Origin of the sequence: Aquicoccus sp. SU-CL01552 (assembly GCF_040365005.1) — a bacterium.
GTDB lineage: Bacteria > Pseudomonadota > Alphaproteobacteria > Rhodobacterales > Rhodobacteraceae > Antarcticimicrobium.
The window spans coordinates 37,675-63,754 of the sequence record NZ_BAABWV010000019.1 but is presented as its reverse complement, the minus strand read 5'-3'; the positions used below and the strand labels follow the sequence as shown (position 1 = coordinate 63,754).

At 65.0% G+C, this 26,080-nt stretch carries 24 protein-coding genes; 5 read left to right on the top strand and 19 right to left on the bottom strand.

The window, feature by feature from the left end; all coding sequences use genetic code 11:
• Window positions 1–16 precede the first annotated feature (16 nt).
• The 7 genes from ABWV23_RS19250 to ABWV23_RS19220 all read right to left on the bottom strand — a co-directional run bounded on the left by ABWV23_RS19250 (window position 17) and on the right by ABWV23_RS19220 (window position 8,022).
• Complete coding sequence (locus ABWV23_RS19250) at window positions 17–1,075, bottom strand: TRAP transporter substrate-binding protein (RefSeq protein WP_353350717.1); 1,059 nt, start codon at window positions 1,073–1,075, stop codon at window positions 17–19.
• Window positions 1,076–1,421: 346 nt separating this feature from the next.
• Entirely contained in the window at window positions 1,422–2,582 is a 1,161-nt protein-coding gene (locus ABWV23_RS19245) for an ABC transporter substrate-binding protein (protein ID WP_353350715.1), read from the bottom strand.
• A 40-nt stretch (window positions 2,583–2,622) separates the two neighbouring features.
• Window positions 2,623–4,503: an AMP-dependent synthetase/ligase gene (locus ABWV23_RS19240; protein ID WP_353350713.1), complete on the bottom strand. Its 1,881-nt coding sequence runs from the start codon at window positions 4,501–4,503 to the stop codon at window positions 2,623–2,625.
• A gap of 4 nt (window positions 4,504–4,507) precedes the next feature.
• Window positions 4,508–5,281 (bottom strand): ABC transporter ATP-binding protein, encoded by a 774-nt coding sequence (locus ABWV23_RS19235; RefSeq protein WP_353350711.1) that lies wholly within the window; start codon window positions 5,279–5,281, stop codon window positions 4,508–4,510.
• A complete protein-coding gene (locus ABWV23_RS19230) occupies window positions 5,281–6,048 on the bottom strand; it encodes an ABC transporter ATP-binding protein (RefSeq protein WP_353350709.1) in 768 nt (255 codons plus the stop codon). Before ABWV23_RS19230 ends, ABWV23_RS19235 begins: the two co-directional genes overlap by 1 nt.
• Window positions 6,045–7,142 carry a branched-chain amino acid ABC transporter permease gene (locus ABWV23_RS19225; protein ID WP_353350707.1) on the bottom strand — a complete coding sequence of 366 codons (1,098 nt, stop codon included), beginning with the start codon at window positions 7,140–7,142 and terminating at the stop codon, window positions 6,045–6,047. Before ABWV23_RS19225 ends, ABWV23_RS19230 begins: the two co-directional genes overlap by 4 nt.
• A 4-nt stretch (window positions 7,143–7,146) precedes the next feature.
• Window positions 7,147–8,022, bottom strand: coding sequence for a branched-chain amino acid ABC transporter permease (locus tag ABWV23_RS19220; RefSeq protein WP_353350705.1), 876 nt, complete (start codon window positions 8,020–8,022; stop codon window positions 7,147–7,149).
• 288 nt (window positions 8,023–8,310) lie between these two features.
• Between ABWV23_RS19220 and ABWV23_RS19215 the strand changes: the two genes are divergently transcribed.
• Window positions 8,311–8,919 (top strand): TetR/AcrR family transcriptional regulator, encoded by a 609-nt coding sequence (locus ABWV23_RS19215; RefSeq protein WP_353350702.1) that lies wholly within the window; start codon window positions 8,311–8,313, stop codon window positions 8,917–8,919.
• A gap of 69 nt (window positions 8,920–8,988) precedes the next feature.
• On the opposite strand, the gene ABWV23_RS19210 is transcribed toward ABWV23_RS19215, so the two are convergent.
• From ABWV23_RS19210 to ABWV23_RS19170, 9 genes are all read right to left on the bottom strand, one after another.
• The gene (locus ABWV23_RS19210) at window positions 8,989–9,426 is read right to left on the bottom strand and encodes a DsrE family protein (RefSeq protein ID WP_353350700.1); all 438 of its coding nucleotides are present in this window, start codon (window positions 9,424–9,426) and stop codon (window positions 8,989–8,991) included.
• A gap of 61 nt (window positions 9,427–9,487) precedes the next feature.
• Window positions 9,488–9,847 carry a DUF5368 domain-containing protein gene (locus ABWV23_RS19205; protein WP_353350698.1) on the bottom strand — a complete coding sequence of 120 codons (360 nt, stop codon included), beginning with the start codon at window positions 9,845–9,847 and terminating at the stop codon, window positions 9,488–9,490.
• A 13-nt stretch (window positions 9,848–9,860) separates the two neighbouring features.
• Window positions 9,861–11,180 carry an NAD(P)/FAD-dependent oxidoreductase gene (locus tag ABWV23_RS19200; protein WP_353350696.1) on the bottom strand — a complete coding sequence of 440 codons (1,320 nt, stop codon included), beginning with the start codon at window positions 11,178–11,180 and terminating at the stop codon, window positions 9,861–9,863.
• Between the two features lie 210 nt (window positions 11,181–11,390).
• Window positions 11,391–11,510 carry a cytochrome bd-I oxidase subunit CydX gene (gene cydX / locus ABWV23_RS19195; RefSeq protein WP_353350694.1) on the bottom strand — a complete coding sequence of 40 codons (120 nt, stop codon included), beginning with the start codon at window positions 11,508–11,510 and terminating at the stop codon, window positions 11,391–11,393.
• 15 nt (window positions 11,511–11,525) lie between these two features.
• The gene (cydB, locus tag ABWV23_RS19190) at window positions 11,526–12,683 is read right to left on the bottom strand and encodes a cytochrome d ubiquinol oxidase subunit II (protein ID WP_353350691.1); all 1,158 of its coding nucleotides are present in this window, start codon (window positions 12,681–12,683) and stop codon (window positions 11,526–11,528) included.
• 5 nt (window positions 12,684–12,688) lie between these two features.
• Complete coding sequence (locus ABWV23_RS19185; protein WP_353350689.1) at window positions 12,689–14,302, bottom strand: cytochrome ubiquinol oxidase subunit I; 1,614 nt, start codon at window positions 14,300–14,302, stop codon at window positions 12,689–12,691.
• 113 nt (window positions 14,303–14,415) lie between these two features.
• Window positions 14,416–16,098: an amino acid ABC transporter ATP-binding/permease protein gene (locus tag ABWV23_RS19180; protein WP_353350687.1), complete on the bottom strand. Its 1,683-nt coding sequence runs from the start codon at window positions 16,096–16,098 to the stop codon at window positions 14,416–14,418.
• Window positions 16,095–17,744, bottom strand: coding sequence for a thiol reductant ABC exporter subunit CydD (cydD, locus tag ABWV23_RS19175; RefSeq protein ID WP_353350685.1), 1,650 nt, complete (start codon window positions 17,742–17,744; stop codon window positions 16,095–16,097). The genes ABWV23_RS19180 and cydD overlap by 4 nt, the downstream gene beginning before the upstream one ends.
• 110 nt (window positions 17,745–17,854) lie before the next feature.
• On the bottom strand, window positions 17,855–18,247 hold the full coding sequence (locus tag ABWV23_RS19170) for a carboxymuconolactone decarboxylase family protein (RefSeq protein WP_353350683.1): 393 nt from the start codon (window positions 18,245–18,247) through the stop codon (window positions 17,855–17,857).
• Window positions 18,248–18,526: 279 nt separating this feature from the next.
• Between ABWV23_RS19170 and ABWV23_RS19165 the strand changes: the two genes are divergently transcribed.
• Entirely contained in the window at window positions 18,527–19,516 is a 990-nt protein-coding gene (locus ABWV23_RS19165) for an NAD(P)H-dependent flavin oxidoreductase (RefSeq protein WP_353350681.1), read from the top strand.
• A 10-nt stretch (window positions 19,517–19,526) separates the two neighbouring features.
• On the opposite strand, the gene ABWV23_RS19160 is transcribed toward ABWV23_RS19165, so the two are convergent.
• Both ABWV23_RS19160 and ABWV23_RS19155 read right to left on the bottom strand, forming a co-directional pair.
• Window positions 19,527–21,182, bottom strand: coding sequence for an AMP-binding protein (locus ABWV23_RS19160; protein WP_353350679.1), 1,656 nt, complete (start codon window positions 21,180–21,182; stop codon window positions 19,527–19,529).
• 84 nt (window positions 21,183–21,266) lie between these two features.
• Window positions 21,267–22,526: a urate hydroxylase PuuD gene (locus tag ABWV23_RS19155; RefSeq protein WP_353350677.1), complete on the bottom strand. Its 1,260-nt coding sequence runs from the start codon at window positions 22,524–22,526 to the stop codon at window positions 21,267–21,269.
• A 106-nt stretch (window positions 22,527–22,632) separates the two neighbouring features.
• Here ABWV23_RS19155 and ABWV23_RS19150 point away from each other — a divergent pair, with 106 nt between their 5' ends.
• Window positions 22,633–23,535 carry a LysR family transcriptional regulator gene (locus ABWV23_RS19150; RefSeq protein ID WP_353350675.1) on the top strand — a complete coding sequence of 301 codons (903 nt, stop codon included), beginning with the start codon at window positions 22,633–22,635 and terminating at the stop codon, window positions 23,533–23,535.
• 131 nt (window positions 23,536–23,666) lie between these two features.
• Here the strand turns inward: ABWV23_RS19150 and uraH are convergent, their stop codons facing one another.
• On the bottom strand, window positions 23,667–24,020 hold the full coding sequence (uraH, locus tag ABWV23_RS19145; RefSeq protein ID WP_353350673.1) for a hydroxyisourate hydrolase: 354 nt from the start codon (window positions 24,018–24,020) through the stop codon (window positions 23,667–23,669).
• 150 nt (window positions 24,021–24,170) lie between these two features.
• Between uraH and puuE the strand changes: the two genes are divergently transcribed.
• Both puuE and ABWV23_RS19135 read left to right on the top strand, forming a co-directional pair.
• Window positions 24,171–25,586, top strand: coding sequence for an allantoinase PuuE (puuE, locus tag ABWV23_RS19140; RefSeq protein ID WP_353350671.1), 1,416 nt, complete (start codon window positions 24,171–24,173; stop codon window positions 25,584–25,586).
• Window positions 25,583–26,068, top strand: coding sequence for an ureidoglycolate lyase (locus ABWV23_RS19135; protein WP_353350669.1), 486 nt, complete (start codon window positions 25,583–25,585; stop codon window positions 26,066–26,068). Before puuE ends, ABWV23_RS19135 begins: the two co-directional genes overlap by 4 nt.
• The last annotated feature ends 12 nt before the right edge of the window (window positions 26,069–26,080 follow it).

The following is a 26,080-nucleotide window of genomic DNA, read 5'->3' as shown; positions in this document are numbered from 1 at the left end:
ATTGGGGTGCGGCCGATTACTTGGCGTACATCGGCGTGTACTTGGCAATCAGCTCCTGCGCCTCGTCAAGCAGTGCCTGGCCGTCGATGCCCTTGTCGCTCATGTCCTTGAGCCAGGCGTCGTAGATCGGCTGCGAGGCGTCGCGCCAAACGGCGGTCTGCTCTTCGTCCAGGGTGATGATGTTGTTGCCCAGGTCCAGCGCCATCTCGCGCGCCGGGCCATCGGAATCGGCCTGGGTGCCGCCGGCAAAGACCGAGAACTCCAGCCCCGAGTTGTCGTCGATCACCTTTTTCAGGTCATCGGGCAGGCTATCATACTTTTCCTTGTTCATCGCCAGGACAAAGGTCAGGACGTACAGCGCGTTGCCAGTGAACTCGGTGTGGTTCTCCACCAGCTCCGGCACTTTCAGCGCGGTGGTCACCTCCCACGGGATGGTGGTGCCGTCGATCACGCCCTTGGACAGGCCCTCGGGGATCGCCGGAACCGGCATGCCCACCGGGGTGGCGCCCAGTTCGGTCAGCAGCGCGTTGACCGAGCGCGAACCGCCGCGGATCTTCATGCCCTGCAGGTCCTCGGGGGTTTCGACCGGATCGGCCGAGTGGATCAGGCCGGGGCCATGCACCCAGGTGCCCAGGATGTGCACGTTCTTGAAGTCGGTGTCTTTCCAATGCTCTTCGAACATTTCCCAATAAGCCCGCGAGGTGGCGCGCGCATTGGTCATGATGAAGGGAAGCTCGAAAACCTCGGTGCCCGGGAACCGCCCGGGGGTATAGCCGACCACGGTCCAGACGATATCCGCCACGCCGTCAATCGCCTGGTCGAGCAGTTCCGGCGGCTTGCCGCCAAGCTGCATCGAGGGATAGCGGTCAACCTTGATCCGGCCACCGGAGTCCTTTTCCACGTTGTCGGCCCAGACATCGAGGATGAGTTTCGGCACGTTCGCCTGCGCCGGCAGGAATTGGTGCAGTTTCAGCGTGACCTCTTGCGCCATCGCCGAACCCGCCATCAGTCCGGTTGCCAGGGCGGCAACGGCCGCGCCGCCCACCAGGCCCAGAATACTTCTCCGTTTGGTCATGTGATTCCTCCCTTAGACCAGTATTAGCGCAATATAATGCCGACATTTATCGACAACGCAATATATTGCAAAAATCCTCATACTCCCCACAACTGCCACGCGAAATTTTATTACCCCCAAGCGCGGCAGAACGATGCAACCTGTCTATTGTAACGGAAACCCGGTGCAAGTCAGGATTTTGGTAACGCCTATTCGAATTTGTTTGAGAACACGGTTCGATTCGACGTTAACGCCGGTATGGCCGTGCGGCAAATCATCTGTGCGACACCGGCCCGGACGGCCCGGCAAATGAAAACCGGCGCGGACTCCGCGCCGGTCATCGGTTTCCAGTGGCCTTCGGCCGAAATTACTGACGGGTCAGGAACTTCCACTGGCCGCCTTCGACCACGGAAATCACCACCTCGTCGGCGCCCTGGTGATCGTCCGGTCCATAGGTGATCGTCGCATCCGCCAGCGCGTCATGGTAATCCAGCGACTCCATTCCCGCGATGAAGCTGTCCTGGGTCAGGTCCGGCCCCGCCGCCTCGAGCGCGCGGATCACCGTATCGGCGGCGGAATAGCCCAACATCGAGAACCCGCCGGCATCCTGGTCGAACCTGGCCTTGTAGTCGGCCATGAACTTGGCCACCACCGGATCATCGGCACGCGATTTCAGGTCGACCCAGCCGGCCGCTGCATAAAGCCCCTCGGTCACGCCACCCGGCACCGCGGCCACCACCGCCAGGAACCCGGCCGAGGTGTTGAGGAACATCACGTCGTTCCAGCCCAGCTTCTTGGCCGTCCCGACCACGGTGATCGCCTGCCGCACGCCCAGCGCCAGCGTGATCACGTCACACTCGGCGGCCTTCAGCTTGGTCAGCGAGCCGACGAAATCAAGCTCGTCCGGCTTGTGCGTGGTCTCGCCGGCAAAGGTCAGCCCCAGCGTGCCGACGATGTCCTTGGTGCTGTCGCCGATCTCCTTGCCGAAATCGGTGGGCAGATACATCGAGCAGATCTTCTTGGCCCCCTTCTCGGCGGCAAGATATTTGACCCCCTCCTGCACCTGGTCCCAATAGCTGGAAAAGCCGACGAACTTGTTGTGCATCGGCTCCTTCAGCATGTCGCGCGCCGCCGTGAGCGGGCCGATGTTCGGAATGCCCTTGGGATCGAGCAGCTTGAAACCCGCCAGGTTCATCGGCGTGCCCAGCGACAACAGCATGGCAAAGACCTTGTCGCGATTCAGAAGCTTGTTGTAGCCCTGCATCGCGCGCGGGATCTGGTACCCGTTGTCCTCGACCACGAAGCGGATCTTGCGACCATGCACGCCGCCGGCCGCGTTCACCTCGTCAAAGCGCAGGTTGGCACCGTTCACCGCCGGCACGCCCACCGCGGCAAAGATACCGCTGAGGTCATTGACCGAACCGATCACGACCTCGTCGTCGCTCACACCCTGGGTCTCGGCGCCGGCGCTGCCGGCCAGACCGGCGGCAAACACCGCAGCGGCCAGGGCCTTTGTCAGTTTCTTCATGGTTCTCCTCCCTATGAAAAACGTACGTTTCGGGTCTTTTTCAGTACATTTCGTCGATCAGCGCCTTGTGTTTCTTTTCCACGAAGCTGCGCTTGAGCTTCATGGTTGCAGTCAGTTCCTCGTCCTCTGCCGTCAGGAGCACGTTGATCAGGCGGAAATCCTTGATCTGCTCGACCCGCGCGAACTCCTTGTTCACCGCCTCCACCTCGCGGCCGATCAGTTCGACCACCTCCTGCGCGGCGCAAAGGGATGCAAAATCACTGAACGGTATTTTCTGGTCCTGCGCAAACTTCTCGACGTTTTCCTGGTCGATCATGATCAGGCAGCTCAGGTACTTGCGCCGGTCCCCGATCACCACCGCGTCCGCGATAAAGTGGCTGAACTTCAGCCGGCTTTCGATCTCGGCCGGGGTGATGTTCTTGCCGCCGGCGGTGATGATGATGTCCTTGAGGCGTCCGGTGATGGTCAGGAAACCGTCCTCGTCGATCCGCCCCACATCGCCGGTGCGCAGCCAGCCGTCCTCGGAAAAGGTCTCGACGGTCTTTTCGTTGTTGCGCCAGTAGCCCTGGAAGTTGTTCAGGCCGAAGGTCTGGATCTCGCCATCCTCGGCGATGCGCACCTGGAACCCCGGCACCGGCTTGCCGACGGTGCCCAGCTTGTTGTCGTCAGGCAAGTTGACGGTGGCCAGCCCCGCGTTCTCGGTCATGCCATAGCCCTCGATCAGCTTCACGCCGATCGACCAGTACCACTTGATCAGCTCGGGCGAGATCGGCGCCGCCCCGGTGGCCCCGCGCCGCATCTTGTCCATGCCCAGCATCCGGCGCAGGTTGCGCAGCACAAGGAAATCCCAGATCGCATATTGCGCCGAAACCAAGGCCGGCGGCGTCTTTCCGGCGAGCAGGTAATCGGCCCGCCGGGCCCCGGCCCTTTGCGCCATGTGGAACGCCAGACGCCCCACCGGCGTGGCCTCCTGCGCCAGCACCAGCACCCGCGAATAGATCTTTTCCCAGACCCGCGGCACGGCGGTGAAATGCGACGGCGAGACCTCTTGCAGGTTGTCGAACACGGTTTCCGGGCTTTCGGCGAAATTCACCGTGGCCCGCGCGGCCAGCGGGAAATAGACCGACACGTCGCGTTCGAGAATATGGCAGAGCGGCAGGAAGCAAAGCTGTTGGTCCGTGGGCAAGGTCGGCAGCGCATGCGCGCCCGAGACCACCGCGCCGATGATGTTCTCCTGGCTCAGCATCGCGCCCTTGGGCGCGCCGGTCGTGCCCGAGGTATAGATCAAAAGGCCGGTATCCTCGGGCCGGGCCTTGTCGATCTCGGCCTCGAAGAACCCGGGATTCTCGGCCTCGAACACCCGGCCCGTCTCGTACAACTCGTCGAGAAACACGCATTTGTCGTGGCGCAGGTCGTGCAGCCCCTCTTTCTCGAGGATGATGACCTTGAGCACCTGTGGCGCCTGGTCCTCGATCTCGAGGAACTTGTCGAGCTGCTCGTCATCTTCGACAAACAGGAACCGGCTGTCGGAATCGCGCAGGATGTACTCCAGCTGGCTGGCCGAGTCGGTGGTATAGACGCCCGAGGCGATGCCGCCGACGCATTGGATGCCCATGTCGGCATAGAGCCATTCCTTACGGTCCTCGGACAGGATCGAGACCACCTCGCCCCGCTTCAGCCCCAAGGCGCACAGGCCCAGCCCCAGCCATTTGGCGTGGTTCCAGTAATCGCGCCAAGAGCAGGATTGCCAGATGCCCAGGTCCTTTTCCCGGTGCGCGACCCGGTCGCCCATCTCGGCGCAGCGGGTGGCAAAGAGCTTGACCACCGTATCGCAGCCATCCACCAGCGCCGGCCGCGTGCCCGGCACCGCGTTGACCATGACGCCGTTGACCTCGATCTGGTCAGTCGAATGCACGTTCATCGCCTTACCTCCAGGTCTTCTTGCGTTTCCAGCGACGCTCGCCGCGCTGGCCCTGTTCCTGGTGACCCAGGTAAAAGGCCTTGATGTCCTCGCTCTCCATCAGGCGGTCGGCGGTGCCATCCATCACGATCCGGCCGATCTCCATCACATAGCCCACATCGGCCAGGTCCAGCGCCACCCGCGCGTTCTGCTCGACCAGCATCATGGTCACATGCTCGTCGGTATTCAGCCGCCGCAGGATGCCGAAGATCTCCTGCACCAGAAGCGGCGAAAGCCCGAGGCTGGGTTCGTCCAGCAGCATGATCTTGGGCCGCAGCATCAGCCCCCGGCCGATCGCCAGCATCTGTTGCTGCCCGCCCGAGAGCGTCCCGGCCTCCTGGTTGCGCCGTTCGGCGAGGATCGGGAAATAGTCGAACACCATCTGGCGGTCGCGCTCGATCTCGGCGCGGTCGCTGCGGGTATAGGCGCCAAGGCTCAGGTTCTCGTCCACCGTCAGCAGCGGGAACACCTCGCGCCCCTCGGGCACGTGGACGATCCCGCGATTGACGATCTGGTGGGGTTCCATCCCCTGGATCTCTTCGCCCTCGAACAGGATCTTGCCCTTTTCCGGCTCCATGATCCCCGAAATGGTCTTGAGCAGGGTCGATTTGCCCGCACCGTTGGCGCCTAGAACGGTCACCACCTGGCCCTGTTCCACCTTCAGGCTGACGCCCCGGATCGCCATGATCGGGCCGTAGAAGCTCTCCAGGTTCTTGATTTCCAGAACGGTCTGTCCCATCACACCGCCCCCGTTCCCAGGTAGGCCGCGATCACCGCCGGGTCCGCCTGAACCTCGGCCGGGGTGCCCTCGGCCAGCTTGGCGCCGTCGGCCAGCGCCAGCACCCGGTCGCTGACGCCCGAGACCAGCCCCATGTCATGTTCCACCATCAGGACGGTGATCCCCATCTGTTTACGGATGTCGTCGATCCACCAGCGCATGTCCTGCGTTTCCTCGACCGAGAGGCCCGAGGCCGGTTCGTCCAGCAACAACAGCCGCGGATCAGAGGCCAGCGCGCGGCCCAGCTCCACAACCTTGCGCACACCATAGGGCAGGCCCGCGATCATCTTGTTGCGATAGGGTTGCAGATCGAGGAAATCGATCACCCGCTCGACCGCCTCGCGATGCTTGTGCTCTTCGCGGCGCGCGCGCGGAGTAAACAGCACCTCCTCTATCATGTTGGTTCGGCGATGCCGGTGACGACCCACCAGCAGGTTCTGCAACACCGTGGCATGGTCGAACAGCTCGATGTTCTGGAAGGTGCGCGCGATACCCAGGTCGGCCACCGCGTCGGCGCGGCGATCCAACAGGTTCTGGCCGTCGAACCGGATGTCACCCGAGAACGGCTCGTAAAACCGCGAGATCAGGTTGAACACGGTGGATTTGCCCGCCCCGTTGGGGCCGACGATGGCATAAACCTCGCCCTCTTCGACCGAAAAGCTCAGGTCGTTGACAGCGACCACGCCGCCGAATTTCAGCGTGGCGTTCTTGATCTCCAGCAAGCTCATCTCAGACGCTCCGTCTTGAGGTAGCTTTTCTGACGCTTGAACATGTCCTTGCGGGCAAAGGGGAACAGCTCGAACCAGGTCCGGATCTTGAGCCAGCGGCCATAGATTCCCATCGGCTCGAACAGGATGAACAGGATCAGGATGGCGCCGAACACTCCGGTTTCGAGCCCCGGGATCGCGACATTGTTGGCACCGATCAGGCCGCCGATGGTGTCGGTGGCCATCGACAGCGCCTGCGGCAGGAACGCGACGATGATCGCCCCGAAGAACGCCCCGTGGATCGAGCCTAGCCCTCCGATCACGATCATCATCAACAGGCTGATCGAGATCACGATGGAAAAGGTCTCGTTGTTGAAGGCGCCGGCATAGAACCCCATCAGCGCCCCTGCCAACCCGGTGATCGCGCAGGACAGGCCGAAGGCCGCCGCCTTGGTAAAGGCGATGTGAATCCCCATGGCGGTAGCCGAGACCTCGGAATCGCGCACCGCGGCAAAGGCCCGGCCCAGCGGCGCGCGCAGCAGGTTGCGATAGCCCAGCGTGCACAGGATCGTCACCGCGAGAACCAGCCAGTAGAACCGGTCCGGCGTGGTCCAGCGTTCGATCTCCAGCCCGAAGATGGTGATCATCGGGGCGAACTTGCCGCTGACGCCATCGGTCCAGGGCTCCAGCAGCACGATGATGTCATCGGCCAGCACCGACAGCGCAATGGTGGCGATGGCGAGGTAGATACCATGCAGCCGCACCGCCGGGATCGAGAACAGCGTGCCGAACACCCCGGTGATCACCCCGGCCAGCGGAAACGCCAGCAGGAACGGCAGCCCGTTCTCCATCAGGATGATGCAGGAGTAGCAGCCCACCGCCAGAAACGCCGCGTGCCCAAGGCTTGCCTGCCCAGTCTGCCCAGTCAGCAGCATCAAACCCAGGCCGGCGATGGCCCAGATCAGCACGTTGGTGACCTCGCCCAGAAAGAAATCGTCCAGTAGCCAGGGCAGGATCACGGCACCGGCCACCAGCGCGGCATAGACGAAAAAGCTCCAACGATCCGGGAACAGGCGGATATCGTTTTCGTAGGATGTCTTGAAATGGATGCGCATGGCGTCAGACCTTTTTCGTGCGGACTTGGCTGAACAGGCCGTGCGGGCGGAACACCAGAACGAACAGCAGCAGCGCATAGGGCGCGATCTGCGAGTAGCCGGCCGCGAGGTAGCGCGAGGCAAAGGGTTCGATCACCCCCACGATCAGCCCGCCCGCCAGCGCACCCGGCAGACTGCCAAAGCCGCCGATGACCGCCGCCGCAAAGGCCTTGATCCCCAGCAACCCGGCGTTGGGGTCGATGGCGCCCTTGGACGCGAACAGGATGCCGGCGACCGCCGCCACCGCGCCCGACAGGCCCCAGATCATGCCCTGAACCCGTTTCACCGGGATCCCCATGTAATAGGCCGCCATCTGGTTCTGCGACGCCGCCTGCATCGCCAGCCCCAGCTTGGTCCGCTGGAAGAACTGGTAGAGGAAGATCGTCATCAGCACGGTGACCACGATCACCGCCAGGTCGGCCATGCCCAGCACGACACCGCCGACCTGGAAATCGCCGTGTGCCAGCGGGCTTTCCAGCGATTGCGGTTCATGCCCCCATATCGCCCCGGCGACGAAACGCAGGACAAACCCCATGGCAATGGTCAGGATCACCACTGCGGTCTGGCTCTGGCCGAACAGGTGACGCAGGATCACCAGGTCCAGCAGGTAGCCGATCAGCGCCATCAGCCCGATTGCCAGCGGCGCGGCGATCCAGAACGGCAGATCCATGTATTCGGCGTTGGTCAGGCCCAGCGTCACGAAGGCGCCCAGCATCATCAGGTCGCCCTGGGCGAAGTTCACCGCCTCGGTCGCCTTGTAGATCAGCACGAAGCCCAGCGCGATCAGACCGTAAACACAGCCATTCGCCAGCCCGCTGACCAGCAGTTGCAATACGTCCAAATTGTCCTCCCCTCGCCGTCTTGGCATGACGGGGCGCACCGGCCTCTCCTCCTCCGGTGCGCCCTGCGGATCCCTGTTTTCCCACGAATCCAGCTCTTCGGCTTATCGACATACCACGCGGTATGTCGGTGCTTTGTCAATCACCTATGCGCAGGAATGTTTCTTTACATCCGCGCTCAAAGCAAGAAATATCCATACCCACCGCCAGAAGACGGAACTTTGGTTCCATTTGCCACCGGCGCGGCACACCCAGAGGGGGGGCATCGCCATCACAGCCTTCGGACCCCGATGCCAGATACGCTTACCGAGCCGCAGAGCGAAATCCTCGATGCCGCCGCCGCCTGTTTCATGAAACTGGGGGTCAGCGTCGCCTCGGTGGATGACATCGCGCGCAGCCTCGGCGCAACCAAGGGGCGGATCTATCACCACTTCACCTCGAAGGGGGCACTGCTGGGCGCGGTGCGCCTCCAGGCGCCGGAATTCACCCGGCAGGCAGTTGCCCCGGTGATCGACGACAGCCTGCCGCCGGGGCGCAACTTTCACAACATGGCGCTGGCCCATGTCGCCGCCGTGTTTCAAAGCCTGCCCTACCACAAGGTGGTGATGCAGCATTACACCGGGCTGGAGCCGAAATCCCCCAAGGCAGCTGACCGCGCGATGGAGGTTCGCATCCAGGCGGCCAACACCCGGTACGAAGATCTGTTTCGCGCGGTGATCCGCAAGGGGATGGAACGGGGAGAGTTCCGGCGCCAGAACCTCTCGGTGGCGCTGCACAGCGTGTTGATCCTGCTGAACGCGCCGGTGTTCTGGTACTCGCCGCGGCCGTCCGAGCCGGAGGGATTCACCGCGCAGGTGGCCCGGCAGCTGGCTGATATGGGCCTTGCGGCGCTGATCTGACCCCGGATCGCAAAGACCCGCCGCGACCGGGGCCGCGACGGGTCTTCATTCGGTCAGGGCAAGACCGGATCAGTAGCTCATCACGCGGGCGTTCTCGTCGAGGATGGCACCGGCCATGTCGCCGGGCTTGGCCACGCCCACGCCATCCAGCAGAACCGAGGGATCGGCGCCCTTGCCCGGCAGGTAGATCGCGCAGACCTCGACCCTGGCGCCGGGTTGTTTCATGATCGCCTGCATCAGGCCCTGCGGGCTCATGTTCTTGGGCGGCTGACCGGCGGTCGCGCTTGCCGGCGCGTCCTTGAGCGCCAGATCACCCGCCGGACCGCAGAGCATGATATGCGGGGTCACCCCCTTTTGCGCCGCCTGCATGGTCAGAACCATCGCCATCAGCTGGGTTTGCGGCTCGGGCGCGGTCAGCACGGTGACCAGCGTTTCAGGGGCCTCGGCCTGGGCCGGAGCCGTCAGGGCGGTCGCGGCCAAGGCGGCGGCGGTGAGAATACGTTTCATGTCAGTCTCCTTTGAATGAGAATGGGAAGCGGGCCCGCGCGACAACCCGCGCGGGTAATTTTCAAGGGTCGAGTCTGCTTTTGCTCCGGACCAGCGATTCCAGCGTATACACCAGGATCGCAAGGCCGATCGCCCCGGCCACCGCGACCATCAGCAGCACGATCACGTCGACCGGCCCGCCGATATCGCCAAAGCCAGAATGGGTCATCAACTGCACGAAAAGCACGGCCGCGAGCGCGCCGAAGGGCATCGAAAGCTGGGCCCAGAGGAACTTCTTCCAGCTCACCGCGCGGTCGCGGATCAGCACAAAAAAGTATGCCAGGGTGACGATCGTGGCGGCGGCCACCATCACCCAGAAAAGCCCCCGGCCAAAGATTTCTTCGAACACCGCGATCAGGGTTCCGAATGTCAGGTCTTTCATGATGTGCTCTCCCTTATGCCCTACCGCGCAGCATCGCGTTGTAGGTGGCCTTGAGCGCCACCTCCTTCATCAGCCAGCTGATCCACAGCTCTTCCAGCGGGGCGATGATCCCCGGGAACGACGGTGCGAGATCGTCGTTGTAATCGAACTCGACGAGCATGGCGCGGCCGATCCGGGTGATCATCGGGCAGGAGGTATAGCCGTTGTAGGCCGCATCCGTGGTATCGCCCGCGATCTGGGCGACCAGATGCGCCTCGACCACCGGCACCTGCCATTTGACCGATGCCGCCGTCTTGCCCTTGGGCACGCCGGCCACGTCGCCCACCGCGAAGACATTGGGATAACGACGGTGGCGCAGGCTGTGCTGGTCAACCTCAACCCAGCCTTGATCCACCCATTTGTCGGCCCAACTCAGCCCGCTGTCGCGCACCACCTGCGGGGCGCGTTGCGGCGGGATCACGTGGATGTAGTCATACTCAAGCTCTGCCCGCCCATCCGGCGTATCGAAGGTGGCGCGTTTCTGGCCCGGCTCGATACCGCGCAGAACGTGCGAGTAGGCCGCGTTGATGCCGCGATCGCCGAACAGCATGCGCACCTTTTCCGACACGATCGGCACCCCGAAGAGCGAGGCGTTGTTTGAGGCATATGTGATCTCGGCCTTGCCGCGATTGCCCGCCTTTCGAGTGATGTCGTCGATAAGGAAGGTGTGTTTGAGCGGCGCGCCGGCGCATTTCATCTCGGTCGCGGGCCGGGTGAACAGACCAACGCCCCCCTCTTCGGTGAACTTGGACGCGGCCAGCCATGTCCGGGCGGCGTAATTCGGCCCGGCATAAAGCGCGCCAATCCCCTCGGTCCCGACGAGATCCAGGCTGAACCCCTCGATGGCGTCATGGTCCAGCGTCAATCCGGTGGCAACGATCAGGTAATCGTAGCTGATCGTTTCGCCTCCCTGCAGCGAGACGGTCTTTGCCTCCGGGTCGATCTTGGCGGCGTAGTCCTGTTTCAGCGTGACCCCCGAGGGCAACCAGTCGGCGGTCTGACTGACCGAGTAGCCGGCCGGCTTGAGCCCGGCGGCAATCAGGCTGAAGCCCGGCTGGTAAAGGTGCTGCTTGCGTCCGTCGATCAGGGTGATCCGCGCGCCGTCCAAGCGGTGCACCAGCCGATTGGCCAGCGCCGTGCCGGCCGCGCCGGCGCCGAGAATGACGATATGTGCACGGGTGGAGACCTGCGCAGAGGCCGGCCCGGCAGCCCCGGTCCCCGCGAGGGCGGCGGCCCCGGCGGCGAGGCCAAGGAACCCGCGACGGGACGGAGAAAACTGTTCTTGGTCGGTCATATGTTCCGCTTCCTGTGAATCATATGTCGATACTTGCATACGATGGGATGCCGAATTTTGACCCAGATCAAAAAGCTGTATTGAAGATGCGCTTTTTGCCTTCCTCGACCGGCGGGGCCGAAACACCCCTGGACCCGCGCAAACGGAAACGGGCGCCCCGAAAGGCGCCCGTCCCGGTCTGACCCCTCCCGGGGACGAAAAAGGGAGAGGCTAGCTCTTGCCGTCTTCTTGAGTCAGACTGGCGTCTTCGCGCATCTCAAGCCACATGGCGTTCAGAACAGCGAACAGCGCGGCCAGCGGAAGGCCCAGCAACCAAGCGAAATACCACATCGTCGTCTTCCTTCCTTAATAGCTGTGGCCACCGGTGACATCTTCCTCGGTCACCTTGCCCCAGAGCACTTTGTACACCCAGGCGGTATAGGCCAGGATCAACGGCACGAAGATCACCGCCGCCACCAGCATCACGAACAGCGTCTGCGCCGAGGACGAGCTGTCCCAGACCGTAAGCGAGCTGTTGGGATCCACGATCGACGGCAGGATGAACGGGAACATCGTCAACCCGACGCTGGAGATGATGCCGGTGATCGCCAGCTTGGACCACAGCAGCGTCGAAACCTCGCGCCCGGCGCGCAGCCCCATCACCGCCATCGCGATGCCGACAAACCCCATGATCGGCGCGATCGCGATCCAGGGCCGGGCGCTGTAGGCGTCGAGCCACGAGCCACCGCGTGCCACCTCGGAATACAGCGGGTTCGACGGACCGTTGGCCGCGACCTCGCTGACAACCTGGAACCCGTCCACGCCCAGCGCCAGCCAGACACCGGCGATGGCATAGGTCACCGCCGCGACGATCCCGGCATAGGTGCCGATGGTGCGGGCACGCATCTGGACCACGCCTTCGGTCTTCAGCGTCAACCACGCCGCGCCGTGCATCAGCAGCATCGACAGCGACACCAGCCCGGACACGATCGCAAAGGGCCGCAGCAACCCGATGAACTTCGTGAAGAAGTTGCCGTCATACATCGGCATCAGGTCCTCGGTCAGGTGAAACGGCACGCCCAGAAGCACGTTGCCAACCGCCACGCCGAACAGCAGCGCCGGCAACGCACCGCCCACGAACAGCGCCCAGTCCCAACTGTTGCGCCAGGTCTGGCTGTCACGCTTGGAGCGATAGGTAAACGCCACCGGCCGCACGATGAAGGCCGCGAGAACCGCGAACATTGCCAGGTAGAACCCCGAGAAGCTCACCGCGTAGAGCGGGGGCCAGGCGGCAAAGATGGCGCCGCCGCCGAGGATGAACCACACCTGGTTGCCCTCCCAGATCGGGCCGATCGTGTTGATCGCCACGCGGCGCTCCACATCGGTCTTGCCGACGAAGGGAACCAGCGCACCGACTCCCATGTCGAACCCGTCGGTCAGGGCAAAGCCGATCAGCAGGACACCCAGAAGCACCCACCAGATCACGCGAAGGATATCGAAATCGATCATTTCATAGAGGATCATTGGTCTTACTCCGCAGGCTCGGGCGCAAACGGGCCCTTGCCGTCATGCGTGCGCAGGCGGTGTTCGTGCCGCGCCATCCAGGTTTCGGTTTCTTCCACATCCTCGGTCGGGCCCTTGCGGATGTATTTCACCATCAGGCCCATCTCGATGATGAAAAGAATAGTGTAGAAGGTGACAAATCCCGCCAGCGTGATCAAAAGGTCGGCCACGCTCAGATGGCTCACTGACAAGGCGGTCGGAAGCACGCCGTCAACCGTCCAGGGCTGACGTCCGAACTCGGCCACGAACCAGCCCAGCTCGGCGGCGATCCAGGGCGTCGGGATGATGATCACCCCGAGCCACAGCGCCGGACGCGGGAACCGCATGCCGCGGAAGCTGGCCATGAAGGCGAAATAGGCCATCACCGCGATGAAGCTGAAGCCGAGCGCGACCATCAGGCGGAACGCCCAGAACAGCGGCGCAACACCGGGGATGGTATCTTCTGCGGCCATGGCAATCTGTTCCTCGGTCGCCTCGCGCGGGTCGTCCACGTAACGCTTGAGCAGGAAGGCAAAGCCCAGATCGCCCGAGTTCTGTTCGAACACGAACCGGGCCTCGGCCGGGGCATTGCCGCGCTGCTCGCGGATGGTCATCAGCGCATCATAGGCGGTAATGCCGCGCCGGATCTTGTTCTCGGCCTCGGCGACCAGGTCGTTGATGCCGGGGATCTCCTGGGTCAGCGAGCGCGTGCCGATCAGCCCCATCACCCACGGAATCTCGAGTGCGTAATGGGTTTCGCGCGCTTCCTTGTCGGGGAAGCCGACCAGGGTAAAGGACGCGGGCGCATCGTGGGTTTCCCACATGCCCTCGATCGCGGCGAGTTTCATTTTCTGGGTATGGCTGGCGGAATAGCCCGACTCATCGCCCAGGATCACCACCGACAGCGCGGAGGCAAGGCCAAAGCTTGCGGCGACCGCGATCGACCGGCGGGCCAATTCGATATGACGCCCCTTCAGCATGTACCAGGCCGACACGCCCAGAACGAAAACAGACGCCGTGACATAGCCCGCCGAAACGGTGTGCACGAACTTGGCCTGCGCCACCTCGTTGAACATCACGTCAAAGAAGCTGGTCATTTCCATACGCATACTGTCGGGATTGAACTGTGCCCCCACAGGATTCTGCATCCAGCCGTTGGCGATCAGGATCCACAGCGCCGAAAAGTTGGACCCCAGCGCAACCAGCCAGGTGACGACCATGTGCGCGGTCTTGCTCAGCTTGTCCCAACCGAAGAAGAAAAGCCCGACAAAGGTGGCCTCGAGGAAAAAGGCCATGAGCCCCTCGATCGCCAACGGCGCGCCGAAGATGTCGCCGACATAGTGGCTGTAATAGGACCAGTTCATGCCGAACTGGAATTCCATGGTGATGCCGGTGGCAACGCCCAGAACAAAGTTAATCCCGAACAAGGTGCCCCAGAATTTCGTCATCTGGCGCCAGATCGGCCGGTTGGTCATCACATAGACCGTCTCCATGATCGCGACGAGGATCGAAAGACCCAGCGTCAGCGGCACGAAGAGGAAGTGATACATCGCCGTCATCGCAAACTGGAGGCGCGACAGCTCGACGACATCAAATTCCATGATTGTCATCTCCTCGGTTTGAGTGTGCAGATTCGCATGACACAAACCTGCTTGGAAAATACATCATTGGGATCGGGGTACACCCGCACCCCCCGGTTTCGATTTGATCTGCGTCAAAGGAATCTGGTTTTCGGCATGTATTTTTTCAGATCGACTTGCCGATCTGCCCCATCCGTCTCGGCGGCGCGGTGTGTTGCCGCGACGATGGCCGCCCGTGGCAGATAGGCCCGGACCCCCGCTACCACGCGACGTGCAGTCGGGTCGTCCAGCCCCTCGGTCGGCTCGTCAAGCAGCAGGATATCGGGCCGCCGCAACAGGGCACGGGCCAGCGCCAGGCGCCGCGATTCCCCACCAGAGAGACCTGCGCCCCCCTCGCCCAGCCGGGCCTGCAGGCCGCCGCGCCCGTGGATTACCCCGTCCAGTGCCACCGCGCGCAACACCTCCCAGGCGGCGTCCTCGCTCAGGTCGGGCCGGGCGATCTGCAGGTTTTCAAGCACGGTCCCTCCCAGCAGCGCGGTCCGCTGCGGCAAAAGGGTAAGCCGCCCGCGCAGCGCCGGTTCCGGCCAATCGGCCAGCGAGGCGCCAAGAACCCGCACCTCGCCACCCTGCATCGGGCCGATGCCCGCCAGCGCATCCAGAAGCGTGCTTTTCCCCGACCCGCTGGCCCCGCGCAGCGCCAGCATCTCACCCGGTGCCACCGAGAAACTCACACCGTGCAGCAAGAGCCCGGCCCGCCCGGGACGCGCAAGGTCAAGGTCGCTCACCACCAAACCGGCGGCGCGGTCGGTCGCGGGGGGCTTGCCACCCGCCGACAACGGGCGTTCCCCCTGCGGCGCCGGCGCCATCACCCGACCCGCCGCATCCCGCATCCGCCCGATTTCGGCCAGTCCCCGGCGCAACGGCATCACCGTTTCGGCCAGGGCCAGCGCCACGAACACCCCGATCGCCGCCTGCGCCGCGTCAATCCGCCCGCTGGCGATCAGCCCGCCGGAAAGGCCAAGCACCAGCGCCGTGACCAGCGCCACCAGCACCGACAGGGCCATGCCCGCCGCCGTGTCGATCCGGTCCAGCCGGTCCTGCGCGGCACGGGCGCGCGATTCCTCCGCGTCGATCCGGTCCCGCCAGGACGGCATCAGCCCCTGCAGGATCGCCTCGCGCTGGCCGCGAAACAGGCCGATGGCGCGCTGGCGCAGGGCCTGCATCGCCGTTTCCGCCTCGGTCGAGGGGGCAAAGGTGCGCATCGCCACCCGCATGAGGATCAGCGATCCGCCCGCCAGGTACCCCAGGGCAATCGCCGCCGCCACCGCTGGCGTCGCCAGCCATGCGAGCATGACAAAGGCCACCACATGGGTGATCAGCGCCGCCGCGACCGGCAGCGCCAGCCGCAGCACCACCCCGTCAAGCGCATCGACATCCGCCGTGATCCGGGTCAGCGCGGTGCCGCCGCGCAACCGTCGCAACGCGTCGATCGGCCAATGTTCCAGCCGGTGCATGAGCGTGATCCGCAAGGCTGCCAGCGCCCGCAGCGTGGCGTCATGGGTTAAAAGCCGCTCGCCATAGCGCGCGCCGGCCCGGCCCAGCGCCAGGAACCGGACCCCCGCCGAGGGGCGGAACACGTCAAAGGCGATGCCGATCCCGGCGATCCCGGCCAGCCCCGTCGCGGTGATGAACCACCCCGACAGGCCAAGCAGCGCCGCCCCCATGATCAGAACGACAACGGTCAGCGCCGCGCCGCGCCACATCGCCCAGGAGTCCGCCTCCCAGAGCAGCCGGAAGATCCGCCAAAGCGCCCTCATCCTGCGCCCTCCATCCCGATCACCCGGTCCATCGCCGCGCAAAGCGCGTCGTCATGGGTGGCCACGATCACCGTGCGCCCCGCGCGGCCGATATCGACCAGCGCCCCGATGATCTCACGTGCGGTGTCCCGGTCGAGGTCGGCGGTCGGCTCGTCGGCCAGGATCACGTCGGCGCCGGTCAGGAAGGCGCGCGCCAGCAGCAGCCGCCGCGCCTCGCCGCCGGACACGCCGGCGCCGGTCTCCCCCAGCCGGGTCTCCAGCCCCTCGGGAAGCGCCGCGACGATGGCCGCGGCCCGCGCCTTGTCCAGCGCCGCCTGAATGTCCGCGCCCTGACCGTGGGGGTCGAGGAACTCCCGAAGGGTCACATCGGGCACATGCACGGTTTGCGGCACGAAGGCGATCCGCGCCCGCCAGCCGTCGGCGGTGTCATCGTCCAGGGGCCGACCCGCCACCACGACCTGTCCCGCCTCGGAGCGGAGCAGCCCGGCAGCCAGCTCCAACAGGGTCGATTTCCCGGTTCCGCTCGGGCCCCGCAAGGCCACGCTTTCACCCGCCCCGACACTGATATCCGGCAGCGCGTGGCGCTGTCCGCCGCGCATGATTGTAACGCCCGCGAGGTCCAGCGTCGGCGGACCCTCCAGCCGCTCCACCCGCGCGCCGGTGCCCAGGACCTGCGCCGCCTCGCGCGTCATCCGCGCCTCCAGCTCGTCGGCCACGGCCTCGGCAGCGGCCTTGTCATGCCAGGCGGCGGCCAGGTCGCGCAGCGGCTGAAAGAACTCTGGCGCCAGCAGCAGGATGAACACCCCCTCGCCCAGGGTCATCGGCGCGGCATAGGCGCCGAAGGTGATCTCGCCCAACAGCGAAAACCCGACGTACACCGCCACCATCGCCACCCCGATGGCCGAGAACAGCTCCAGCACGGTCGAGGACAGGAAGGCGACGCGCAACACCGCCATGGTGCGCCGCCGCACGCCCTCGGCCAGGGCGGCGAAATCGGCGCGCGATTTCTCGGCTGCATCCAGAATGCGGATATCGGGCAAGGCCGCGATCCGGTCGATCAAAAGCGCGTTCATGTCGCCGATCTCGACCATCTGCCGCGCGCTGGCCTCTTTCGCCGCCATGCCCACCAGCGCCATGAACACCGGGATCAGCGGCCCCGCCGCCAACAGGATCACCGCCGCCGCCCAGGACAGCGGGACGGTCAGCACGAGGTACAGAATGGGCAGCACCATCACCCGCGCCATGGCCGGGCGATAGCGGGACACGTAGGGCGACAGCAGCGCCAGTTTCTCCGACAAGAGCGCGGCCAGGTCGGCCGAGGCGATGGCGCGGTCGGTCCGCAGGCTTTCCCGGTCGAGCAGCGTCTTGCGCTGGTCCGCAACCACCTGGTCGGCGGCGGCAAAGGCCCGTCGCCCGGCGATCCGGTCCGCCACCGCCCGCATCAGGCCCAGAACGGCGAACGAGGTCGCCGCGACCCATCCGGTTGCGCCAAAGGTGCCGGAAGCCCAATCCTGTATCACCCAGGCCACCAGTGCCGCCTGCACCGGCCACAGGGCCCCGGACAGGGTGGACCAGACCGAAGCCTGCCGCAGCAACCGGCGCGGCCTGCCCGCGATCAGGCGGGAAATGGAGGATTTCGATGCCACTGGAATGCTCGTCGCTTTGGGGCGGAAGTATTATCTATTTAATATGTGTATTATCCCGTGGCCACCCGGAGGCGGTGCGACACGCTGTAACGGGCGCCGCACCCGCAGGATCAATCACCTGATTGCGCGTCCAGAACCTTTTTCGCAGCCCGGAAACACTCCAGCGCCTGCGGCACACCGCAGTAGATGGCGACGACGTGGATGATGGCGCGGATCTCGTCCCGGGTAACGCCGTTGTTCAGCGCGCCGCGACAGTGGATTTCCCATTCGTGCATCTTGCCCAGCGCCCCGAGCATGGCGAGGTTCATCATGCTGCGGGTTTTCGGGTCGATGGTCTCGTCGCCCCAGCCGAACCCCCAGCACCAGGCGGTCATCGCCTCCTGGAACGGTCGGGTGAAATCATCGGCAGCCGCCAGGTTCCGGTCAACGTACTCCGCCCCCAGCGTCGCCTTGCGCTGCGCCAACCCCTTGGCAAACAGATCCTCGTCCCAGGTATCGCTCATCCTGCCGGTCCCTTTCCGTTGTCGCCGTGTCACGGCGCACCATCCCCGACCCTCCGCACCCACGCAAGCCTGTGGCGATGTAATTCGCGTGAAATGCGGCGGGCGAGGACAGGGCGGCCCTCGTCCATGCCACCGTTACCCCGGCCCCTGCACCGCGCCACACCCGGGTTCTCACGTCACGTCGCGCTTGCCTTGAGGTCGGGCTCTCCGTGACATACGGGCTCAGGTTCTGACCCGTCCCCGCCGCGCCGGGGCGGCGCAACGCGAGGGATTTCCGCCATGACCATGCCCGCTGTCTTCGACCATTTGCGCCTGCCGATGATCGGCAGCCCGCTGTTCATCATCTCCAACCCCGACCTGGTGATTGCCCAGTGCAAGGCCGGGATCGTCGGCTCTTTTCCCGCGCTGAACGCCCGCGAGAAAGAGGGCGAACCGATCGAGCTGGAACGCTGGCTCACCCGCATCACCGAGGAGCTGGACCGCCACAACCAGGAGAACCCCGACCGGCCCGCCGCGCCCTTTGCCGTCAACCAGATCGTGCACCGCTCGAACGCGCGGCTGGAACGGGATGTGGAGATCTGTGTGAAATACAAGGTGCCGGTCTGGATCACTTCGCTGGGGGCGCAGACCTGGGTCAACGACGCGGCCCATTCGGTGGGCGGCATCACCCTGCATGACGTGATCAACAACCGCTTTGCGAAAAAGGCCGTCGAAAAGGGCGCCGACGGGCTGATCGCGGTGTCCGCCGGGGCGGGGGGGCATGCCGGCGCGCTCTCGCCGCTGGCGCTGGTACAGGAAATCCGCGACTGGTTCGACGGCCCGCTGTTCCTGTCCGGGGCCATCGCGCGCGGCGACAGCCTGCTTGCGGCACAGGCGATGGGGGCGGATGGCGGTTACGTCGGCTCGGCCTTCATTGCAACCGAAGAGGCCAATGCCGAAGCGCGGTACAAGCAAATGATCGTCGAGGGCGGTGCAGACGATATCGTCTATTCCAACCTCTTCACCGGGGTCTGGGGAAATTACCTCAAACCCTCGATCGCGGCGGCGGGGATGGACCCGGACAAGCTCGAACGCTCCGACCCCTCGACCATGGATTTCGGCCCGAACCGGGAAAAACCCAAGAGCTGGAAGGAAATCTGGGGCTCGGGCCAGGGCATCGGCGCGGTGCGCAAGGTGATCCCGGCCGGCCAACTGGTGGACCGGATCGAGGCGGAGTATCTCGCCGCGCAGGACCGGCTGGCCGCAACGCTGGGCTGGACCCGGGGCTGACGACCCCGGATCAGGCCAGCGCCGCCTCGGCGCCGACCTCCGCGCGCAGCGCCTTGCGATCCAGCTTGCCCACGGGCGTCTTTGGCAGGGCGTCGCGAAACTCCAACGCGCGGGGGATCTCGTGCCGTCCCAGCTTGTCGGCCAGAAACGCCTGCAACTGTTCCAGCGTGAACTGCTGCGCGCCGGGGCTCAGCACCACGAAGACCTTGGCGCTCTCGCCGCGATAGGCATCGGGCACCCCGATCGCCATCGCCTCGGACACCCCCGGATAGCGGTGCACGGCATCCTCGATCATCACCGGGTAGACGTTGAATCCCCCCGACAGGATCATGTCCTTTTTCCGGTCCACCAGGTACAGGAACCCGTCGGTGTCCATATGGGCGATATCGCCGGTCAGGAACCAGCCGTCGTGAAAGGCGGCCGCCGTCTCTTCCGGCCGGTTCCAGTAAGTGCGCGTCACGTTGGGACCCCGGATCGCCATCTCGCCATCCTCGCCCGGCGCCAGATCCCGCGCGGGATCGGCGGGATCGACGATCTTGATCTCCAGTCCCGGCAGCGGGATGCCGATCGTCCCCAGCTTGTCATCCGGCAATCCCCCCGGCACGTTGGAGCCCGCCGGCGCCGTCTCGGTCATCCCCCAGCCGCCGCGCAGCTTGAGACCGGTCAACGCGCAGACCTTCCGATAGACCTCGACCGGCAGCGGCGCACCGCCCGAACCGATGAACTCCAGCGACGACAGATCGCGCATCTCGACCCCCGGCTGGCGCAGGATCGCGATCCACATGGTCGGCACACCGGACAGGATGTTGATGCCATGCGTCTCGATATCGTCCAGCGCCCGCCCCGCGTCAAAGCGCGGCCGCAGATGCAGGGTCAGCCCATCGGCGAAGCCGCGCAGGAGCTGCGTGGACAGCCCCAGGATATGGAACACCGGCGCGTAAAGCAGCGTATGCTTGCCCGGCTGGCGCGCCACCTCGCCGGTGAGGAATTCGCGATAGATATTCACCGCAGCGGCGATGTTTGCATGGGTCAGCACCGCCGCCTTGGGCCGGCCCGTGGTGCCGCCGGTATATTGCAACAGCGCGATATCCTCCGGCTCGACCGGCACAGGCTGCCACTCCGCGCCCGCGTGCCCGGCCCAGAATGCCTCGATTGCCATCGCACCGTCCGAAACGGTGGTCTCCGCCCCGTCCGGGCATTGCACCACCGGCGGGATCGGCCCATGCGCCGCCGCGGCGGTCAACGGTTCGGCAAACTCCGGGCGGGCCAAGGAGATCACCAGCCTGGCACCGCTGTCGGCCAGCTTGTGGGCGATCTCCTCCGGCGCATCCAGCGGGCTGAGATGGGTGACGACCAGGCCGGCGGTCATCGCCGCGAAAAAGAACACCGGGTGCCAGGGGCAGTTCGGCAGATGCAGCGCAATCCGGTCGCCGGAGACAAGGCCATGGGCGCGCAGGGCCGACGCCGCCCGCGCCGCCCGCGCCTTCATCTGGTCATAGGTGATCTCTTCGCCCGGATACTCGATCAGCACCCTCGGCCCATGGGCAGCAAAGGCTTCGGCCATCATCGCGGTCAGGGTGGTCCTTGGCGGCACGAAATCGGGTCGCACGCCCGGATTGTAAAAGGCATGCCACGGCCGCGTGCCGGGCTTGGGCAACTCCATCATGCAAGGTTCCTCCCTCGACCGCAGAGTGCTGCGGCGCGCCGGGGCGGTCCAGTGTTTCCTTGCGTGACGGTGGGACAGGTGCCCTCAGTTCGCGGCCAGCCGCAGCGGCAGGCGCGCGCTCGCGGCCCGGTACCAGGCCACGATCTTGGCCCGCTCCTCGGGCTCGATCCAGCTGATGTTCGCCGGCGGCATCGCCGTGCTCACCCCGGCCTGGATATAGATCTGTCGCGCCGCCGCCGCGATCTCGGGCCGGGTTTCCAGCAGCACGTTCTTGGGCGCCCGGTGGATACCGTCCCAGCCCGGCTCGCGCGTGTGGCACATCGAACAGCGACCCAGCACGATGTCGGCCACCTCGTCGAACCCCTCGGCCTCGGCAAAGACGGTTTCGGTCGGGGTCAGCGCGCGCGCCGCGCTCTCCTCATAGCTTTGCTGCTCCAGCGGCGCCATCGACAGCCACATGATCGCGGCGAAGAGCGCCGCCGTGGCGACCCAGGTCCACATCGGGTTGCCCTTGCGCGCGTGCCGTGTGTTGAAATAATGCCGGATCGTCACCCCCATCAGGAACACCAGCGCCGCGATGATCCAGTTGTACTGGGTCGCAAAGGCCAGCGGATAGTGGTTCGACAGCATCAGGAACACCACTGGCAGCGTCAGGTAGTTGTTGTGGGTCGAGCGCAGCTTGGCAATCTTGCCGTATTTCGCATCCGGCGTGCGGCCCGCCTTGAGGTCGGCGACCACGATCTTCTGGTTCGGGATGATGATGAAGAACACGTTCGCCGTCATGATGGTGGCAGTAAACGCCCCCAGGTGCAGCATCATCGCCCGACCGGTGAAAATCTGGTTATAGCCCCAGCCCATCGCCACCAGCAGCACGAACAACAGAACCATCAGCAGCGTCGGTCGCTCGCCCAACCCCGATTTGCACAGCAGGTCATAGACGATCCAGCCCACGGTCAGCGAGGCGGCGGAGATCGCGATCCCCTGCCACAGGGTCAGTTCGGCCTTGCCCGCGTCGATCAGGTAAAGCTCACCCCCCGCCCAATAGACGATCATCAACAACGCCGCACCGCTCAGCCAGGTCGAATAGCTTTCCCATTTGAACCAGGTCAGATGCTCGGGCATATGCTCGGGTGCGACCAGGAATTTCCGGATGTGGTAAAACCCGCCGCCATGCACCTGCCATTCCTCGCCATGGGCGCCCACGGGCAGATGCGGCGCCTTGCGCAACCCCAGGTCCAGCGCGATGAAATAGAACGATGACCCGATCCAGGCGATCGCGGTGATCACGTGCAGCCAGCGCACCGCGAATGCCAGCCAGTCCCAGATGATCGCCAAGTCCTGCATCGCTCTCTCCTTCGGGCGCTTTGCCCCCTGCTAGCCTATTCCCGTATTGTCATGTATCCGGGGAAAGCGCCAAGATGCTTCAAATAAAAACGAACAATGAGCCCCCATGGCCTATCTGGACAATATCCAAACCTTCGTGCGTGTCTATGAATTGGGCAACATGTCCGCCGCCGCCCGCGATCAACGCATTTCCGCGGCGGTCGCCTCGGCGCGAATCTCCCAGCTCGAAGAGCATCTGAACGTCCGCCTGTTCCAGCGCACCACGCGCACGCTCAATCCCACCGAACAGGGCAACCTGTTCTATCGCGGCGCCTGCAAGATCCTCGAGGCCGTCGATGCCGCCGAGGCCGAGATCTCCAACGTGACGATGACGCCGCGCGGCTCGCTCTACATCGCCGCACCACTGGGGCTGGGCCGTCGCCTGATCGCCCCCGCCGTGCCCACGTTCAAGGCGGACTATCCGCTGATCGACATCCGGCTGCGGCTGTCGGACCGCAAGCTCGATCTCGCGGCCGAGGGGCTGGACCTCGCCTTCTTTCTCGGCATCCCCGAGGATTCCGCCCTGCGCATCCGCAAGATCGCCGATTGTCCCCGTGTGCTTTGCGCCGCGCCCGCCTACATCGCCCGGCGCGGCATGCCGGAAACCGGCGAGGCGCTGGTGCGCGACAAGCACGATTGCCTGAACCTGCGCTATCCCGGCGCGCCCGAGTTCCAATGGCCGCTGCAGACACCCGACGGCGTGCGGCGGTTCTCCGTGCGCGGCCCGTTCGAATCCGACGATGGCGACGTTCTGACCGGCTGGGCGCTGGAGGGGCACGGAGTCATCCTGAAACCCGTGTTCGAGGTGGCCGAACACCTGAAATCCGGCGCGCTGGTCCCGGTGGCCGAGGCCGAGCCTCCGGTGCCGATCCAGCTGGCCTGTCTCTACATGCACCGGCGGCGGCAGGACCCCAAGACGCGGTTGTTCATCGACTTCATGGCCGAGCGCATCGCCCAGGCGCTCAAATGACCCACGGCGCGCCCCGCCCCGTCCGGCGCGTTCGAGTATTTTCAAAGAGAAGAAGGGACAGGACCATACCCGGCTTCTTCTCTTCCTAAATACTCATATTCCGACGCGCGGGCAGGCGCGACGCGCGCGGTTCAACTCCCCCGATAGGTGGAATACCCGAAGGGCGAGAGCAGCAGCGGCACGTGGTAATGGCTTTCCTCGCCCATGCCGAAGCGCAGCGGGATCAGGTCGAGGAACCGGGGCGGCTCCTGCGCCGGGCCGGTCTCGTCGAGGTAGGCGCCGGCGTGAAAGACCAGCTCGTAGGTGCCCGGCTCGAATTCCGACGCTGGCAGGATCTGTTCATCGGTGCGGCCGTCTTCGTTGGTGAGCAAACTGCGCAAGAGGGTGCGGGCCTCGCCCTCGATGCGGAACAGCTCGATCCTTAGCCCGGCGGCCGGGCAGCCGCGCGCCGTGTCGAGAACATGGGTCGTCAAATATCCGGCCATCATCGCCCCCCTGGATTTGCCTGCCCGTTTTCTACGCGCAAGGGCACTCTGCCGCACCCCGGAAATGGCTACAACTCCTTCAGGAAATACAGGAAACTGTGCGCTATTGTAATGTTCTACAAGGCAGATCAACAGCAGGAGACCGCAGGAATGACACGCTACCCCCGCGACATGCGCGGCTACGGCGCCACCCCGCCCGACCCGAAATGGCCCGGCGGCGCCAAGATCGCGGTGCAATTCGTCCTGAACTACGAAGAGGGCGGCGAGAATTCCATTCTGCATGGCGATGCGGCCTCCGAGGCGTTCCTCTCCGACATCGCCGGCGCCGCGCCCTGGCCCGGACAGCGCCATTGGAACATGGAATCGATCTATGACTACGGCGCGCGGGCCGGGTTCTGGCGGTTGCACCGGCTGTTCACCGGCGCCGATGTGCCGGTGACGATCTACGGCGTGGCCAGCGCGCTGGCACGCAGCCCCGAACAGGTGGCGGCGATGAAATCCGCCGGCTGGGAGATTGCCAGCCACGGGCTGAAATGGGTCGAGCACAAGGACATGCCCGAGGAAGAGGAGCGCGCCGCGATCGACGCGGCGATCCGGCTGCATACCGAGGTGGTCGGCGAACGCCCGCTGGGCTGGTACACCGGGCGGTGCAGTGCCAATACCGTGCGTCTGGTCGCGCAGGAGGGCGGGTTCGCCTATGTCTCCGACACCTATGATGACGATCTGCCCTATTGGCTGGAGGTGGGGGATCGCGACCAGTTGATCATCCCCTACACGCTCGAGGCCAACGACATGCGCTTTGCCACCGCGCCGGGCTACATCACCGGCGAGCAGTTCTTTACCTATCTTCGCGACGCCTTCGACGTGCTCTATGCCGAGGGGCAGGCCGGCGCGCCGAAGATGATGAGCATCGGGCTGCATTGCCGGCTGATCGGACGGCCGGGGAAACTGGCCGGGCTGAAACGATTCCTCGATTACATCTCCGAGTACGAGGATGTCTGGACCCCGCGCCGCATCGACGTCGCGCGGCATTGGGCGAAAACCCACCCGCACCGGCGCTGGGACCGGCCCAGCCGGATGGACCGCGCCCGCTTTGTCGAGGCTTTCGGCGGCATCTTCGAACATTCACCATGGATCGCCGAGCGCGCCTTTGCGCTGGAACTGGGGCCGGCGCACGACAGCGCCGTGGGGCTGCACAACGCGCTGTGCCGCGCCTTCCGGTCCGCCAGTGACGAGGAAAGGCTGGGCGTGCTGCGCGCGCATCCCGACCTGGCCGGGAAACTGGCCGCGGCCAGGCGGTTGACGGCGGAGAGCAGCTCCGAACAGGCGAGCGTCGGGCTCGATGCGCTGACCGATGCAGAGCGCGCGAATTTCACCCGCCTCAACACCGGTTACGTCGAGAAACACGGGTTTCCCTTCATCATCGCGGTGCGCGACCATGACAAACCGGGCATCCTCGCCGCCTTTGAGCGGCGGCTGGCCAACGACAGCGAGAACGAGTTCGGCGAGGCCTGCAAGCAGGTGGAGCGGATCGCCGAAATACGGCTCAAGGACATGCTGCCGTGAGGACGGTCCACACCGAGCCCCTGACCGCTGCCGGTTTCGCCCCCTTTGGCGACGTGATCGCGCTGAAGGAGGCCCCGGACAAGATCATCAACCAGGGGCTTTGCGGGCGGCATCACGATCTGGCCCGGATGGAGTTCACCGAGGGGCGTGCAGGCATCAGCCTGTTCGACGCGCAGCCGCGCGCCCTGCCCTATCGGCTGGAGATGATGGAACGGCACCCGCTGGGCAGCCAGGCCTTCATTCCGCTCAATCCGACATCGTTCCTGGTCATTGTCGCCGCAGACGCCGGCGGCGCCCCGGCGAAGCCGCGTGCCTTCTTGACCGCCCCCGGACAGGGGATCAACCTGTTGAGAGACACCTGGCACGGGGTTCTCACGCCGCTGCAGGCGCCCGGCCTGTTCGCGGTGATCGACCGGATCGGTCCCGGTGACAACCTCGAGGAACACTGGTTCGACGCGCCCTGGCAGGTCGCGGCGAACTGACACGACCTGTCC